The sequence below is a fragment of the Mesorhizobium sp. M2A.F.Ca.ET.039.01.1.1 genome, from assembly GCF_003998035.1.
Lineage (GTDB): Bacteria > Pseudomonadota > Alphaproteobacteria > Rhizobiales > Rhizobiaceae > Mesorhizobium.
This window is the reverse complement of the sequence record NZ_RZRY01000069.1, coordinates 1-15,805: the sequence shown is the minus strand read 5'-3', so window position 1 is coordinate 15,805 and position 15,805 is coordinate 1. Positions and strand designations below refer to the sequence as shown.

The following is a 15,805-nucleotide window of genomic DNA, read 5'->3' as shown; positions in this document are numbered from 1 at the left end:
CGCTATGCCTTCGCGGCCGCGGATTTGCGGGCGGGCGGGGGCGGCGGTGGTTTTGTCCTCGGACTGGCCGATAGCGCCGTTGGATCCGATGGCCACGCTGCATGCGGCGTTGACGCGCGAGGCTTGGCCCAGCGGCGGGCCGGATCATCGGATTGGCTTAGCGGTGGCGTTGGACGGGATCACCCGCGCGGCAAGCTGGGTAGCGTTCGACGACGCACATCGCGGTGTGCTGGCCCCTGGAGCTTTGGCCGATCTGACGCTGCTGGACCGAGATCTTGCTGGCGCTGTGCCCGCAGGCCTGCCCGCCGTTTGCGCCCGTCTGACCATCTGCGACGGACAGATCACCCATGACTCGGACGGAGTGGCAAGTTCCGTGCGACAGACGGAGGAGGCGTGATGGCACAGGTCGAGAACTCCTCCTTTGCACCATGGGATGATCCAACAGCGCGCCCTCTGATCCGCTTTGACAGCGTTACCAAGCGCTTCGGCACCTTCACCGCGATCGAGGATCTGAACCTGTCGATCTACCCTCGGGAGTTCTTCGCGCTTCTTGGCCCTTCGGGCTGTGGCAAGACCACGATGATGCGGATGCTGGCGGGGTTTGAGACGCCGAGCGCCGGGTCAATCCACCTTGACGGGGCCGATATCGGCCATGTCCCGCCGCACCTGCGACCGGTCAACATGATGTTCCAAAGCTATGCGCTGTTCCCGCATCTGTCGGTCTGGGACAACATTGCCTTCGGCCTGCGGCGGGACGGTTGGGCGAAAGACCGGCTCGCGGCGCGGGTGGAAGAGATGCTGCGGCTGGCGCGGCTGGAGAAATTCGCGCGAAGGAAGCCCGATCAAATCTCGGGTGGGCAGAAGCAGCGGGTGGCGCTCGCCCGCGCCTTGGCCCGCGCGCCGAAACTACTGTTGCTGGATGAACCGCTGGCCGCGCTGGACAAAAAGCTGCGCCATGAGACGCAGTTCGAGCTGATGGATATTCAGGAGAAAACCGGCACGACCTTTGTCATCGTCACCCACGATCAGGAAGAGGCAATGACCGTGGCCAGCCGGATTGCGGTGATGGATCACGGCAAGCTGGTGCAGGTGTCCACGCCTGCGGGGATCTATGAGGCACCGAACTCCGTCTATGTTGCGGATTTCATTGGAGAAGTTAATGTCCTTCCCTCGACCGTAGCGGCGCTTGAGCCAGGATTCTGTGCTTTGCAATGGGCCGAAGGCAGCTGCCATTTGCGCGCCGCGTGCGAAGCGGGTCTGTCCCAAGGCCAACGGATCTCTTATGCGATCCGGCCCGAGAAGATCGACGTCTCGGCCACCCCGTCCGAAGGGCAATCCAATTGCTTGAAAGGGCGTGTTGTCGACATCGCCTACGTCGGTAGCATCTCGATCTATCATGTTGAGGTCGCCCAGGGCGTGACCATCAAGACCCAGACCACAAACGCCCATCGTCTGTCGCGCCGCGATTTCACCAGGGACGACGAGGTTTGGCTGAGCTGGGCCGATACTGCCGGCCTTGTGCTGACGCGGTGAAGCGATGATCACCCGCCGCACGCTTCTGATTGCCGTGCCCTTCCTGTGGCTGGTGCTGCTTTTTGCGGTGCCGCTGCTGATGGCCTTCCGCATCTCGCTGTCCCAGGCCACCACAGCCATTCCGCCCTATCTGCCTGTGCTAAGGCCGGGAGGCGGTTGGGCGGGGCTGAAGGACTTCCTGTCGCAACTCAGCTTCGACAATTACCGCTTTCTGACCAGCGACGGCCTCTATTGGAAAGCCTACGTCTCCAGCCTTGGAATCGCGTTCCGGGCCACAGTGCTGACGCTTCTCGTGGGCTATCCCATCGCCTATGGCATCACCCGCGCGTCCGATCCGTGGAGGAAAGTCCTGCTGATGGCGGTGATCCTGCCCTTCTGGACCTCATTCCTGATCCGGATCTACGCCTGGATCGGTATCCTGTCGAACGAGGGCATCCTGAATCAATTGCTGATGGGACTGGGGCTGACCCATGCGCCCATCGTGATGCTGAAGACGCCTTTCGCGGTCTATCTGGGCATCACCTATGCCTATCTGCCGCTGATGGTGCTGCCGCTTTACGCGACGCTGGAGCGGCTGGACGGATCGCTGATCGAGGCGGCACAGGATCTGGGCTGTTCGCGCTTGAAAGCCTTTTGGCTGGTGACATTGCCGATGTCGCGGTGGGGGGTGATGGCAGGGTGCCTCCTCGTCTTCATTCCGGCGATAGGCGAATATGTCATCCCCTCGCTTTTGGGCGGCTCATCAACGCTGATGATCGGCCGCGTGCTGTTTGACGAGTTCTTCACCAATCAGGATTGGCCCGTGGCCTCGGCGGTGGCGGTGATCCTGCTGGCCCTTTTAATCGTGCCCATCGCGCTGTTCCACAAGGTGCAGGATCACCTGCAAGCCAAGGAGCAGCCATGAGACGCGGGATGTCCTGGTTCAACGTCACCTCGGTCAGCTTTGGTCTCGCGTTCCTCTATCTGCCGATGCTTGTCCTGGTGATCTACAGCTTCAACGCCTCCAAGCTGGTCACAGTCTGGGCGGGGTTTTCGACCAAGTGGTATGGATCCCTGTTTCACAACGCGAAATTTCTGGATGCGGCGCTGATCTCGCTGAAAGTGGCGCTGGTCTCGGCCATGCTGGCGACGGCCCTGGGCACGATGACGGCCTTCGTGCTGGTGCGGGCCGGGCGGTTCCCAGGGCGGACGGTGTTCGCCATGCTGGTCTTTGCGCCTCTGGTCATGCCCGAAGTGATCATCGGCCTTTCCACGCTTCTGCTCTTCATTGCTGTGGGGCTAGACCGAGGGATGTGGACGATCATCCTGGCGCAATCCACCGTGCAAATAAGTTTCGTCACGGTCATTGTCGCCGCGCGGCTGGCCAGCCACGACCGATCGATGGACGAGGCCGCGCAGGACCTTGGCTGCACCCAGTTCACCGCCTTCTGGCTGGTTACCCTGCCCCTGATCGCACCAGCGGTGGTGTCGGGCTGGTTTTTGGCCTTCTCGCTCTCGCTCGACAATCTGGTGGTGGCTTCGTTCACATCCGGGCCAGAGAGCACCACGCTGCCAGTGCGGCTGTTTTCCATGGTGCGCACCGGGGTTTCGCCCGAGATCAACGCACTCTCCACAATCGTCATCGGCATCGTCGCTACCGGCGTTATTGCCGCCGCGCTGGTGGAACGGCGGGCGAGGCGCAAGACGACTGACTAAAAAGAGCGGGGCAAAAGCCCCTTAACGCAACAGAGGGAAACGATGATGAAAAAAGCGATTGGACTGACAGGGTTATTGGTCCTGGCGGCGCTGACTACCTCGGCAAGGGCCGAAGAGGTATTGCGGCTCTATGCCTGGGATGGGCTGTTTGACAGCTGGATCACCGATGGCTTCACCGCCAAGACCGGGATCAAAGTGGTCTATGACAGCTACGATTCCGACGAGTCGCTGGAGACGAAGCTTCTGTCGGGCGACAGCGGCTACGACTTTGTTGTGCCTTCGGCCACGCCATTTCTGGCGCGCGAGATTGCGGCAGGGGCGCTGGAACCGCTGAACAAGGATTGGGTGCCGCGTTACGCCGCACAAATCCCCGAACTGATGGCGCTTTTGAAACGCAGCGATCCGACGCTCGGCTATGCCGCTGTGGGTGGATGGGGCACGCTGGGGATGGGCCTCAATGTGGGCAAGGTCCACGAACGCCTGCCCGATGCGCCGATTGACAGCTATGATCTGATCTTCAAGCCCGAGAATGTCGCGAAACTGGCCGATTGCGGAGTGTCGATCGCCGATTCCGCAACCGAAGTGGTTCCGATTGTTTTGAACTATCTGGGGCTCGATCCGCAAAGCAAGGACCCTGCTGATCTGGACAAGGCGATGGCGCTTTTGCAGTCGATCAGACCCTATGTGCAGCTAAGCAAGGGCAAATTGCCCACTGAAATGGCTGCGGGTGATGTCTGTATCGCCATCGGCTATTCCGGCGAAGTGATCCAAGCCAAAAACGCCGCGAAGGCAGCCGCTAACGGGCAGGACATTCAATATATCCTGCCGAAAGAGGGCACGCTGGCCTGGATTACGTCGCTGGCCATCCCGAAGGGCGCGCCCAACCCGAAAGCCGGACATGCCTTCATGGATTTTCTCCTGACCCCGCAAGTGGGGGCTCACATGACGGAGGTGTCGGGTTACGGCAACGGGGTCCCGGGCTCGCGGGCCCTGCTGCCCAAGGAATTGGCGGAAGACAAGACCATCTTCCCCGAAGGCGCGGTTATGGCCAAGCTTTTTGTCTCCGGCACGGTCAAGGACACGCTGACCCGCCAGCGCAACCGCGCCTGGACGAAGTTCCAGTCAGGGGAATGAACGATGTCCGACCTTGTGGTGCAAACAGAATCGGGTGCCGTTCGCGGCACCCGATTGCAGGATGGATGTCTGGCTTGGCTCGGCATTCCCTATGCCGCACCGCCAGTGGGTGCGCTGCGATTTCGCCCGCCGAAGCCGGTGGCATCTTGGTCGGGCGTTCGCGAGGCAGACCGTTTCGGCGCGGCCCCGCTCCAGCGCTTCAAGGGGGACATGGGGCCGCCGGACGATTTCTACAACAGCCTGCCCGAAGGCCCGTTGGATGTGGTGGGCGAGGAGGATTGCCTCACTTTGAACATCTGGGCTCCTGCCAAGGACGGCAAAAAGCGCCCCGTCTATGTCTGGATCCATGGCGGTTCCAACCATGAAGGAGCTAGCCGGCTGCCCCTGTACCACGGCGATGTGCTGGCGCAGCGGGGCGATATCATTGTGGTCTCGCTGAACTACCGACTTGGCGTTCTCGGCTTCATGGATGTCGAGCCGGTTCTGGGGCCGGGCTATCGCAACGCGCAGGTAAACGGGCTGAAGGATCAGCTTCTGGCGCTCGATTGGATCAAGGCCAACATCGGGTCGTTTGGCGGCGATGGTAGCAACATCACCGTGGCCGGAGAGTCCGCGGGCGGGATGGACGTGAGCTGGCTGCTCTGCTCGGGCCGGCTGAAGGGTCTGGTTCGCCGCGCCGTGATCATGAGCTGTGTGACTGGCCCTGCCGGGATTGGCGGTGACGGGCCGCGCTGGCGGCACTCACCCGAAACAGTGCGCGAGATCGGTGTTGACGTGATGAGTCGCGCCGGGGTGGCCGACGCGGACACTCTGCTGAACGCTCCGGCAGTGGATCTGGTGCGACGGGCAGCCAGCATTGACTATGAGGACGAACTGTTCGGCCTGGACGGGCAGTTTTATCCCGGCCTCGACGGTGATCTGTGGTCCGTGCCGCCCATGCAGGCGGTGGCAGAGGGGGCGATGGACGGCATCGACCTGATGATCGGCTACACCAATTACGAGGCCGGTGTGTGGCTGATGGCGCTTCCCGACCTGGACAAGGCCGATCCAGCCTGGACGGCGGCGCGGTTTGGCTTTCTTTCGGCCATAACCCAAGCCGAGGCCGTGGCCGCATACGCCGGATTCTTCCCACACGAGACTGCCGGAGTTCAGGGCATGCACCTCGTCTCCGATGTGGGTTTTACCCTGCCGACCACCTGGTTCGCCGAAGCGGCCGCCGCCCGCGGATCGAAAGTGTGGATGTATCGCCTGGACTACGAGGTCAACGCCACCTTGCGCGCCATGCATGCGGCTGACCTGCCATTCTTCTTCGCAAGGCCTGACAGCGCCGCCGCGGCGGAGTTGATCGGCCCGACCACACCGCAAAACGCGGAGATTCGCTCCAGGCTTTGCAGCGAGATGGCCGGTGCGCTGATTTCCTTTGTCCGCGAAGGCACCCTGCCTTGGCCGGAATACAACCACACCGGCGGGCAGACGAGGATCTTTGGACCGAAAAGCCACCTCGCGTCTCACCCGCTCGGTGTGCGCAGAGCCTTCTGGGACAAAACCCTTCTGGCCCGGTTTACCGGACGGAATGCCGCGAAGGGATGACCATGTATCACGCGCCGCTGGCCAAACTCGACGGTTCCATCCGCTTCGGGCCGAGTTTACGGCGCCGGATGGCAAGTTTCACTGGCCGATGATGCCGGGAGGCACCGCATGAGCATTCTAATCGCAGGCGGCGGCATTGCCGGACTGGTGATGGGACTGACACTGCACCAATTGGGCCAGCCTTTCCGCATCTTTGAGCGGGTGGCCGAACCCAAGCCACTGGGTGTCGGGATCAACCTGCAACCTAACGCCGTGCGCGAGTTATTCGATCTGGGGCTTGAGGTACAACTGGACCAGATCGGTATACGTACGCGTCAATACGGTTTCTACACCAAATCGGGGCGCGAGATTTGGGTCGAACCGCGTGGGCGGGTGGCGGGCTACAATTGGCCGCAACTGTCGTTGCATCGTGGGAAGTTCCAGATGCTACTGCTGGAAGAATTGCGTGCCCGTGCGGGTGATTGTGTGGAAACGGGTGCGGCGGTAGCGGGGTTTGAAACCTCGGATCATGGCGCAGCACTTCTCTTGACTGATGGTCGGCGCGTGGAAGGCGAACTTGCGATTGCGGGCGATGGCATCCACTCCGCCATTCGCTGCCAGATGGTGCCACATGAAGGCGAACCAATCTGGAACGGCGCCATCATGTGGCGCGGCACCAGCGAGGCGCCGCATTTCCTGGGTGGCAATGCGATGTTTCTAGCCGGGCATGACAGCCAGCGCTTCGTGGCTTATCCGTTGACGACGGAAGACCCGAACACAGGCCTTGCCCTGATCAACTGGATCGCCGAGCTGAAAGTCGACCCGGTGCGCGCCCTCCGCAAGGGCGACTGGAACCGTTCTGCCAACAAGGCGGATTTCCTGCCCGCTTTTGAAGATTGGGATTTTGGCTGGGTCGATTGCCCTGGCCTGATCCGCATCTCGGGCGCGGTTTATGAATACCCAATGGTGGACCGCGACCCCTTGCCGTCGTGGACGACCGGCTGTGTCACCCTGATGGGCGATGCGGCTCATGCGACCTATCCGGTGGGGTCAAATGGGGCGACACTGGCGATCATTGATGCCCGCAAACTGGGCCGAGCGATCCGAGACTTTGGCCCCACGCGGCCGGCGCTATTGGCCTATGAGGCCGAAATGCGCCCACGCGCCGAAGGCGTCTTGCGCGCCAATCGCGGCAAGGGGCCGGACGCGGTGATGCAAATGGTCGAGGACCGCTGTGGCGGAGTGTTTGACGATATCGAAACCGTCATTCCCCGCACCGATCTGGCCGCCCATGCTGAGCACTACAAGCGGCTGTCGGGCTTCTCGATCGATATTCTAAACGCAGAGCCGCCAATTCTTGGTCCCTTGAAAGGGCGAGCAGCATGACCCCATTTTCCGAGTTCCGCGTGCAGGTCGGAGTTCCGTTGAAATTGGGCGACGATGGCTTTGGGGAGGCGCGGATCGTGCCAATCCTTGGTGGCACGGCCCTCGGCTCCGGCATTTCGGGTCGCATTCTGCCAGGCGGGACGGATGAACAGCGCATCCGCGCCGATGGGCGGACCCGCATCCACGCCCGCTACGTGATTGAGGCCCAGGACGGCGCCTTGATCCGGGTGGATAGCCAAGGCCTGCGTCACGGCCCGCCCGAAGTAATGGCCGCGCTCCTACGGGGTGAAAAGGTGGATCGGACCCAAGTCTATTTTCGCACCGTGATCCGCTTCGAAACCGCAGCCCCGGCCCATGACGATCTGAATCTGCGGCTGTTTCTCGCCACCGGAGAACGTCAGCACGATTGCGTGATATTGCGACTTACCGAGCTTGCCTGACGAGAGCCGACGGCACTATCACCCAGGAGTTTGTTAGCGGCGATCGCACGGCTTGATCCTCATTCTAGGCACAGCTTAGTAATCTGGTCCAAATGCAAAGCCCGAAGGTTGTCGATGATGTCATTGCTCCTTGCGGGGATAAGACAGAGACGCCACTTGCATTGAAAACTAGTTCTTCTGCCGGTCTTTAGGTTCGCCAGACCATACGAGAGAATACGAGGCAAACGGGTTGGCGAACCAGCCACTAACGTATTGTTTTTCTGTAGAAAACGACGACCCTCGGCGACTAACATAATCTTTATTTGTCAATGGGTTACGAGGCAGTTCGCCGAAGTCGATTCAAGAAGACGATCCAGCAACTCGCCCATCCCATTTGTCTTCTGCGGAATGGCAGCGCTACGAGTTCAATATCGACACCATTCTGAGACTTGTGAGCGCGTAACATTGGCGGGGGCTGATGGCGAGGTCTTCCGCTCTCTGAGGCTTGACTTCGAGGATGCGGCATGAAGCCGACCGGGCTCAGTGCTCTGCGGGCGGCTAACCCCATCGCAAGGGAAAATCGCTACCCCATGTCGGTTGCCGGCTCGCCGCCCAACTCCCTACCCAGTCGATCCGCTTGCGATGGTCACGTCAGCTCTTTGAGGATTATGACCGATCATTGGCCGGCGAGCCTTCGGCGGCCAGTCATAACGACCTCCCTCCGGGCGCTTTGCGCATTACTGATTGCCGAAGAGAACCGTCGGCGTCAGGACGTCTGCCACCATCTTGTTCCCTTTCGGCGACAGGTGCAGATAGTCGGCCTGCAAGTCGCTCTTGATGGCAAGCGGGTTGCCCGGGTCCGCGACCAGCTTGTCGAGATCGACCACGGCATCGAACTCGCCACATGTCCTGATCCAGGCGTTGATCTCCTGACGCAGCTCGTCTCGCTTCTTGCTGTAATAGCCTTCAAGCGGGCTGCCCTGCAGCGCTGCTTCGAAGGGCGTCAGCGTTCCCGCGACAATACGAATGTTGTGGGCGTGGGCAATCGCAATCAACTGCCGATAGCCCGCGACCAATTGCTCCTTGGTTAGGAAGGGATCGTTTGGACCGAAGGCCTGGCCCGGCCACGAAATATCGTTGATGCCGATCAGAACCACAACAGTCTTGATATTGGGCACGCTCAGCACGTCGCGTGAGAAGCGAGCCATGGCATTCTCGCCCATTCGGGTATTGAGTAGGCGAGCTCCTGCAATGCCAGCGTTCAAAACGGCGACCCCATGCGGCGCAAGATTCTCTGCAAGGAAATCCGGCCACCGGGCGTTCTGGTCGACACCGGACGATGCGCCGTCGGTGATTGAGTCGCCAAATGCGACGACCGCTTTCGCGCCTGGCGCAGTCTCGACCAGAACGTCGCTAAGGAAGATCCTCGTCATCGTCTTTGTCGACTGGCTGATCGTCGGGTTGGCCACTTGATCGCCGGCGCCGATATAGCTGGTCGCCTCCGCATCCCAGTGGAAGGTATCGATTGGCATTGGCTCGACAACGAGGAATGTCACGACAAGGTCACCACGCGCAGCAAGCTTCAGATCGATCGGGTCACTCACGGCAGGCGCCCCGCTAGGAATGCTGAGTTTCTGGGCGCCGCTGAACGTGACCACGTGATCGGTCGCCGGGTCGATGGAGGCACCGTCTGCCCCTGGCAAGGCAACATGAACCGACTCGATCGCGAGCGGGGCCTTTCCGTATTCGTTCGACAGGACGATGCGCAGCCGGTCCCCTCCAAGACTTACCCGCACTTTTTGACGGACAGTCTGGTGCCAAAGGTTGAAGGGTAAAAAAGTAGGCAGCGGAAAATCGCCTTGCCAGCTGGGGTGCGGGCTTGCGGCCCAAGTGGCGATCCACGTTTGGTCCTTGGCGCACGCACCACCGGTCGCGGCGGAGGCCACCACAGCCATTGCCAAGGTGCCTGCGGCAGCATTCCTCGCCATTCCGCCGACGGCTGCTCGCAGGTTTAGCTTGAACGGCATGTTCAACTCCTCTTTTCTTGGAAATTGCGCTTCAATCGTTCGCGGGCATCCACGCGACGTCGGGCTCTTCAGCCCGCCCTGCTTTCCAGGAATTCGCGCGCGACATACTCGACGCCAGCCGCATCAAGCCTGTAGTGGGCGTAGAGATGCGTCGGAGGCGCAATCAGGCTGTATTCGTCATGGATGCCGTGCCGACGCACGCGGACCGGCATTCCCAGTCCCGCGACTACTTCAGCCACCGCTGAGCCCAGTCCGCCCAGGACATTGTGTTCCTCGACGGTGAGAATGGCGGGGCTTTCGACGGCTGCGCACAGAACCGCCTTGTGATCGAGCGGCTTGATTGTCGCCATATCGATGACGCCAACTGAGTAGCCGGCCGCGGTAAGCGCCTTTGCGGCCTCGAGTGTGGGATGAACGGTGGAGCCGGTCGCAATCATCGTCAGATGCGACCCCCGCGCGTGCACGATTGCCTTGCCGAAGGTGAAGTCCACGTCGTCTTGGTAGATGACGGGATCGCGCCCGCGCTGGATGCGAAAATAGATTGGGTGCGGATAATCCGCCGACGCCTTGATGGCGGCCTTGAGCTGGGCCCCGTCGGCGGGAGCAACCACCGTCAGGTTGGCGATGGCTCGGGTGATCGCGAGGTCTTCGGTCGCATGATGGGAGGTACCGTAGAAGCCGAGCGAGATGCCGGCGTGATGACCGATCAGACGAACCGGCAGCGCCGAATAGGCAATGTCCATGCGGATCTGTTCGCAGCACAGCAGCGCCAGAAACGAGGCGAAGGTCGCCACATAAGGTTTCATGCCAACAGCCGCCATTCCGGCGGCCGCCGATACCATGTTCTGCTCGGAGATGCCGAACTGCACGAAGCGATCGGGATGGATTTGAGCGAACTTCGCCAGCCCGTTTGAATATTGCAGATCGGCTGTCCCGGCGACGATCGGTTCGCCGGCGGCCACGAGATCGACCAGCGCGTCGGAGAGCGCTGACAGGCCTGGCGTCTGGGCGTTGAGCTGGCGATAGTGCCAGGACTTTTTGGAGAGCGGGCGCGACATCGGCTAGATCTCCATTGCCTTGATTTCCGCGACGGCGCGCTTGGCGTCCGACGGATCGAGATAGCCAAGATGCCATCCGGGTTCCGTCTCCATGTAGGAGACGCCTTTGCCTTTGACGGTTTGAGCAAGCACCACGGCAGGCACTTGGCGTGAAGTATCGGCCTTCAGTCGCCGCAGGAGTGTCGCCAGCGCTGCCACATCGTGGCCGTCGACTACGTGCCCTTCCCAGCCGAAGGCCCGCCATTTGTCCAGAATGGGTTCGACACCAATAACGTCATCGACCGAGCCATCGAGTTGATACCCGTTGCGGTCGATTATGCAGATGAGGCGATTGAGGCGTTGATGAACCCCAAACAACGCGGCTTCCCATACCTGTCCTTCCTGCAATTCGCCGTCGCCCACCATCACAAACGTATGGAAGTCTCGCCCCTGCATGCGGCCGGCAAGCGCCATGCCGCAACCGGCGGACAGGGCATGGCCTATGGATCCCGAACTGAAGTCGATCCCTGGCACCTTGCGCATGTCGGGATGATCTCCGAGCGGATTGCCAAGTCGGGTGTAGCCGTCAAGCAGGTCCGTCGGGAAGAAACCGAGGTCGGCGAGAATGGGATAGAGGCCAACCGCTGCATGGCCCTTCCCCATCATGAACCGGTCGCGATCCTCCCATGCAGGCTCGTTTCTTTTTAGTGCCATCACATCGTAGTAGAGGACGGAAAAGATCTCGGCCGCAGAGAAGGCGGAGGTGTAGTGACCAACCTTGGCGATCTCGATCAGACGCACCGTCTCGAGGCGCACAAACTGCGCCTTCTCCTTGAGCAGGCCTGTCTGTTGCGCGCTCAACGCAATGGCGGAGCCAGACGCGGCGCGACTCCGAGCTGTTGCAAGATCTGACATGATCTCTCCCGCGGGACAGAACCGGTGCCGGCCAGTTGACGACCGGCACGCAAGCGAAAAGCACGCTTGCGGATTGAACAGTAGGTCCCTCGGCGACGCCCCAACAACCCAATGCTTCGCGAATTGAGTTTTGCCTCCATTTCACAAATGGAAGGCCATTCGGCGTGATATCGATTCACCTGAGGTCATAACCGAAGGAGGAAACGATGAAGGACGGTATGTTCGTCTTCGACGCCGCAATACACGTTCAGGACTTTACCGATAGGCAAATCAAGCAGGGGGACAGCAGTGGCCGGGTCGGCATATTGCGCAATCAGCTGACCGGCTTCATCGACCTGACCGCGCGCAAGGGGCCGCCTGCCAACACCGGTTTCCATACGCCTCCCGATGTCGATTGGGCGCATTCGACCTTGTTTGAGAAATCCGACACTGACCTCGCAATGGCCTGCTCGGTCCCGCTGTTCTCGCACTGGAAGGCTGGCCTTGGTCCCGTCGAGCTGTCTTATGAGCTTTGCAAGCGCGATCCGAAAAGGATCCTGCTCACGGGTGGGGTCGATCCGGCCTATCACGGTCTCGACTTCGCGCTTCGCGAGATGGAACGTCAGGTCAAGGAGTGGGGCGCTGTCTCGATGAAATTCTATCAATACCAACAGCGCGGCTGCTCATGGCGCGCCGACGACCGCGACATTGCCTACCCGCTCTGGGAGAAGGCGATCGAACTGGGCCTGAAGATGGTGCAGTTCCACAAAGGTTTTCCGCTCGAGCTCGGTCCGGTCGAAGCGTTCCAGCCTAATGACATCCAGTATGCGGCCGCCGACTTTCCCGAGCTCAATTTCGGCATCCATCACCTTGGCGACCCCTATGTGGGCGAGACCATTTCGATCGCTAGCCGGTTCGAGAACGTCTACCTGGTGCTGCCCTTGTGGTTCAACCAGTATTTCTTGCAGCCTCGCAAGATGCTGCACCGGCTGGGCGAGTGCCTGCTCTATGTCGGCGAGGATCGTATCTGCTACGGCTCCGAAGCGTTCATCTGGCCGCACATCCAGACTTATATCGACGCCTGGGCCAATATGGAGATGCCGGAGGAATTGCAGGATCACTACGGCTATCCGGAACTTACGCGCAGCATTAAAGAGAAGATCTTCGGGCTGAATTTTGCGAACGGCCTCGGCATCGACGTCGCGGCGAAGAAGGTCGAACTGGGCGTCGCCGCATGACCTCGGTTTTCACGAACGCGGTCGCAGTCGACGCTGGCGCCGTCAAGACCGCGTTGAACAGTGTGCGCCCACTTATTCTTGGCCATGGCGGCGACGCCGATATCGTCGACATCTCTGCCGAGGGAGTCGTTGAAGTGGAATTCTCCGGCGCCTGCCGGGCCTGTCCAAATATAGCGATGACCTTCGTCGGTCCGGTTCGCACCGCGCTTATGCAGGTCGAAGGCGTTACCGAGGTCCGCAGCGCAAATGTTCATGCGGGGCCGCGCGCTTTGCTCCGCATGGCCACGCTGCTTGGGGCGCATCCATTCCCGGAAAAGTAGACGGCGGTAGGCGGGCGAAGCCAAGAGGCTCGCCCGCTCAGGTTGCCGTCATCGGATCAGCAAAGGCTGGTTGACCGAGTTCTTGAACTCTACCGTGGTGAATACCAGCTCGGTGTCACCGATGTTGGTCAAATCATGCAGGATGAACTCGCCTTTCTCGAAGCTGAAATGGCGTGTCATCCCCGGTTCGTAGGAAAATTCGGAACTCTCACCCGTGGCATAGCGCGAAAGGGATCTTCCCGCGGTTACCGCCACCCAGAAATAGTTCAGCACATGCCGATGAAATCCGAGTCGCTCGCCCGGTGCGAGGGTTAGTCCCCACACCCGCACTTGGTCCGTTTCCGAAAAGAGCTTCTGACCTACTTTGCCGTTTGCTCGATCGCGAACCAGTTCAGCGCGAATGTCGCTGGGCCAATCGGCGCCGGGGCAGATCTCGGCGTCACTATTGAGCTTGGTCACGACGGCCTCCCTGATAGGTTATGGAATAATCCTTTCAGCGCGCATTCGGTCAAACACCGCAATGAACGACTGCGTGGTATCCTGTGAGACGCAGAAGCCAAGCGCCCGGCTCTTGTTCATCGAATTGACGCATTCCATTGGGCGGCCAAGATCAAGATCTGTGTGCCAGGGCGAGGCCAGGCGCTCGAGCTTGTTGGGCTGCAAAGAGTGGTTATCGACGAGACGATCCCAGTCCGGCCCCATATCCTTCATGCGTTTATCGAGGGAGTTGAATTCCCCGGGGTAATCGCCGACCTCGATTGCGAAATAGTCCGCGATTTCGCCCCACAGCCTCTTCCAGCGGAAGACGTCGCCGTTCGCGGCATTGAAAGCCTCGTTGCGCGCATTCGGCTCGAGCGAAGCCCAGACAATTTGTTTGGCGAGAAGGCGAGCGTCGGTGATGTCGTTGAGGCCATTCCAGGCCGACGGATGACCCGGGAAGACGAACGGGCGGCCGGTGTCCCTGCAGATGGAAGCATAGGTTCCGAGTGTCGCGCCAATGTTCATCAGATTGCCAACGGCGTAGCCGATGATCGTGTGCGAGCGGTGCACCGACCAGCCGAATCCGAAGCGGGAGGCATAATCCATGACCACATCTTCGAGCGCATAATAGAAGTTCATCTTCTCCAGCCTCGGCGCGTCCTCCCGGAACGGCGTGACGGGCGAGTTCTTGGCATAGTCTTCGAACGGTCCGAGATAGTGCTTGGTGCCTGTAACGACAGAGACATGCTCGACGCATCCCTTGTCCGCAAAAGCGTCAAGCACCGTCTTCAGCATACCGCTGTTCAGCCGGATGTTGGCGTCTTCGTCCTTGCCGAGCGTCCAGGTGCAGTAATAGACGTGGGTAGGGGCCAACTCGGCGAGTGCCTCAAGCGCGCGCTCTCGATCGAGAAGATCCAGCGTGTGGGAGATCATATAGGAAGCGCCGGCCGGCGGGCGCCGTGATGCACCGTGAATTTCCCAGCCGCCAAGGTCCCGCAGATGCTCGGCGACATTCAGACCGACGATGCCGGTCGCGCCGACAACAAGCGCGCGTTTCTGATACATGGTTCTCTCCTGGATAGGCTGAAATTCAGAGGATGGAATGCACCGCACCGCCGTCGCAGCGCTGCGCGGTGCCGTTCATGGCCCAATTGGTGGCAAGCTGGAGCACTGCCCGTCCGTGCAGGGCCGGGTCGATCAGGCGCTGGATCAGCGACCCTGGCTGATCGTCCTTGAAGAAGCCTCTCATTACATCGTCGAAACCGACACCGCGGTCCTTGGCAATGCCTTCGAAATAGGCTTTCACCGAGTCTGTCGCCGTCGGGCCGGGAATATAGGCGTTCACTCTGACACTCGTGCCCCTGGTAAGCTCCGCTAGCGCCCGCGATAGGCCAAGCTGGGCGGTCTTGGTCATTGAATAATGCGACATGTGCGGGATCGAGCGGATCGCGCCTTCGCTGGAGATGAAAACGATGCTTCCGCTATCGCGCTTCAGCATTTCTTTGAGCACGGGCCTGGTGATGCGCACGCCGGTCATCACATTGGCTTCGAAATATTCATGCCACCGGTCGTCTGAGATCTCGAAGAAGTCCTCCACGTCGAACCGCCCGATGTTGTTGACGAGAAACTCCACCGGTCCAACGGACAACGCGAATTCATAGAGTGCAGCCGCGCCTTGAGGCGTCGTGAGGTCGGCCACGATGCCGACAGCTCCATTGCCGATCTCGGCGCAGGCCGAATCCAGCTTTGCCTTATCGCGTCCGTTGATCACTACCTTTGCGCCTTCACCGGCGAAGGTCTTGGCTATTGCGAGTCCGATACCTGAGCTGCCTCCGGTCACGATCGCCACTTTGTCTTTGACCCTGAAATCCATCGCACTCTCCATTGGGCTAGCTCCAAAGGGCCGGCTCACGACAGCGGGAGATCGCGCCCTTTCTGGAAAGATGCCGCAACTACGCTTTTGAATGAACCAATGATACGGAAAGACAACTTGGAACTAATTTCAAAAGTGAAGGCGGGATTGGGGAGGAAAAGACCATGATGAATCGCGGCGGGGGGATGGAGGTCTTTGTC

The 15,805-nt window shown here is 60.5% G+C and carries 16 protein-coding genes; 10 read left to right on the top strand and 6 right to left on the bottom strand.

Annotated elements, in window-relative coordinates; translation table 11 throughout:
* The 8 genes from EOA24_RS08430 to EOA24_RS08395 all read left to right on the top strand — a co-directional run.
* Window positions 1–397, top strand: a 397-nt coding sequence (locus EOA24_RS08430; protein ID WP_145992530.1) for an amidohydrolase family protein, incomplete at its 5' end; no start/stop codon positions are given.
* Window positions 397–1,533, top strand: a complete 1,137-nt coding sequence (locus EOA24_RS08425; RefSeq protein ID WP_127409741.1) for an ABC transporter ATP-binding protein — start codon at window positions 397–399, stop codon at window positions 1,531–1,533. The genes EOA24_RS08430 and EOA24_RS08425, both read left to right, overlap by 1 nt.
* 4 nt (window positions 1,534–1,537) lie before the next feature.
* Window positions 1,538–2,437, top strand: a complete 900-nt coding sequence (locus EOA24_RS08420) for an ABC transporter permease subunit (RefSeq protein WP_127409740.1) — start codon at window positions 1,538–1,540, stop codon at window positions 2,435–2,437.
* Window positions 2,434–3,228, top strand: a complete 795-nt coding sequence (locus EOA24_RS08415; protein WP_127409739.1) for an ABC transporter permease — start codon at window positions 2,434–2,436, stop codon at window positions 3,226–3,228. Before EOA24_RS08420 ends, EOA24_RS08415 begins: the two co-directional genes overlap by 4 nt.
* Before the next feature lie 42 nt (window positions 3,229–3,270).
* The gene (locus EOA24_RS08410; RefSeq protein WP_127409738.1) at window positions 3,271–4,362 is read left to right on the top strand and encodes an extracellular solute-binding protein; all 1,092 of its coding nucleotides are present in this window, start codon (window positions 3,271–3,273) and stop codon (window positions 4,360–4,362) included.
* Window positions 4,363–4,365: 3 nt separating this feature from the next.
* Window positions 4,366–5,952 carry a carboxylesterase family protein gene (locus tag EOA24_RS08405; RefSeq protein WP_127409737.1) on the top strand — a complete coding sequence of 529 codons (1,587 nt, stop codon included), beginning with the start codon at window positions 4,366–4,368 and terminating at the stop codon, window positions 5,950–5,952.
* A 108-nt stretch (window positions 5,953–6,060) separates the two neighbouring features.
* Complete coding sequence (locus tag EOA24_RS08400) at window positions 6,061–7,317, top strand: flavin-dependent oxidoreductase (RefSeq protein WP_127409736.1); 1,257 nt, start codon at window positions 6,061–6,063, stop codon at window positions 7,315–7,317.
* Window positions 7,314–7,757, top strand: coding sequence for a DUF3237 domain-containing protein (locus tag EOA24_RS08395; RefSeq protein WP_127409735.1), 444 nt, complete (start codon window positions 7,314–7,316; stop codon window positions 7,755–7,757). The genes EOA24_RS08400 and EOA24_RS08395 overlap by 4 nt, the downstream gene beginning before the upstream one ends.
* A 716-nt stretch (window positions 7,758–8,473) precedes the next feature.
* Here the strand turns inward: EOA24_RS08395 and EOA24_RS08390 are convergent.
* The 3 genes from EOA24_RS08390 to EOA24_RS08380 form a co-directional block, all read right to left on the bottom strand.
* Window positions 8,474–9,763, bottom strand: a complete 1,290-nt coding sequence (locus tag EOA24_RS08390) for an SGNH/GDSL hydrolase family protein (protein WP_127409734.1) — start codon at window positions 9,761–9,763, stop codon at window positions 8,474–8,476.
* A 68-nt stretch (window positions 9,764–9,831) separates the two neighbouring features.
* Window positions 9,832–10,821 carry a transketolase C-terminal domain-containing protein gene (locus tag EOA24_RS08385; protein WP_127409733.1) on the bottom strand — a complete coding sequence of 330 codons (990 nt, stop codon included), beginning with the start codon at window positions 10,819–10,821 and terminating at the stop codon, window positions 9,832–9,834.
* A 3-nt stretch (window positions 10,822–10,824) separates the two neighbouring features.
* Window positions 10,825–11,715, bottom strand: a complete 891-nt coding sequence (locus EOA24_RS08380; protein ID WP_127409732.1) for a transketolase — start codon at window positions 11,713–11,715, stop codon at window positions 10,825–10,827.
* Between the two features lie 206 nt (window positions 11,716–11,921).
* Here EOA24_RS08380 and EOA24_RS08375 point away from each other — a divergent pair, with 206 nt between their 5' ends.
* Entirely contained in the window at window positions 11,922–12,932 is a 1,011-nt protein-coding gene (locus EOA24_RS08375) for an amidohydrolase family protein (RefSeq protein ID WP_127409731.1), read from the top strand.
* Window positions 12,929–13,252: a NifU family protein gene (locus EOA24_RS08370; protein WP_127409730.1), complete on the top strand. Its 324-nt coding sequence runs from the start codon at window positions 12,929–12,931 to the stop codon at window positions 13,250–13,252. The genes EOA24_RS08375 and EOA24_RS08370 overlap by 4 nt, the downstream gene beginning before the upstream one ends.
* A 48-nt stretch (window positions 13,253–13,300) precedes the next feature.
* On the opposite strand, the gene EOA24_RS08365 is transcribed toward EOA24_RS08370, so the two are convergent.
* From EOA24_RS08365 to EOA24_RS08355, 3 genes are read right to left on the bottom strand one after another with little or no spacing between them, the layout of a single operon-like run.
* Window positions 13,301–13,711 carry a hypothetical protein gene (locus EOA24_RS08365; RefSeq protein WP_127409729.1) on the bottom strand — a complete coding sequence of 137 codons (411 nt, stop codon included), beginning with the start codon at window positions 13,709–13,711 and terminating at the stop codon, window positions 13,301–13,303.
* An 18-nt stretch (window positions 13,712–13,729) separates the two neighbouring features.
* Window positions 13,730–14,797 carry an SDR family oxidoreductase gene (locus EOA24_RS08360; protein WP_127409728.1) on the bottom strand — a complete coding sequence of 356 codons (1,068 nt, stop codon included), beginning with the start codon at window positions 14,795–14,797 and terminating at the stop codon, window positions 13,730–13,732.
* Between the two features lie 25 nt (window positions 14,798–14,822).
* The gene (locus tag EOA24_RS08355; protein ID WP_127409727.1) at window positions 14,823–15,605 is read right to left on the bottom strand and encodes an SDR family oxidoreductase; all 783 of its coding nucleotides are present in this window, start codon (window positions 15,603–15,605) and stop codon (window positions 14,823–14,825) included.
* Window positions 15,606–15,805 lie beyond the last annotated feature (200 nt).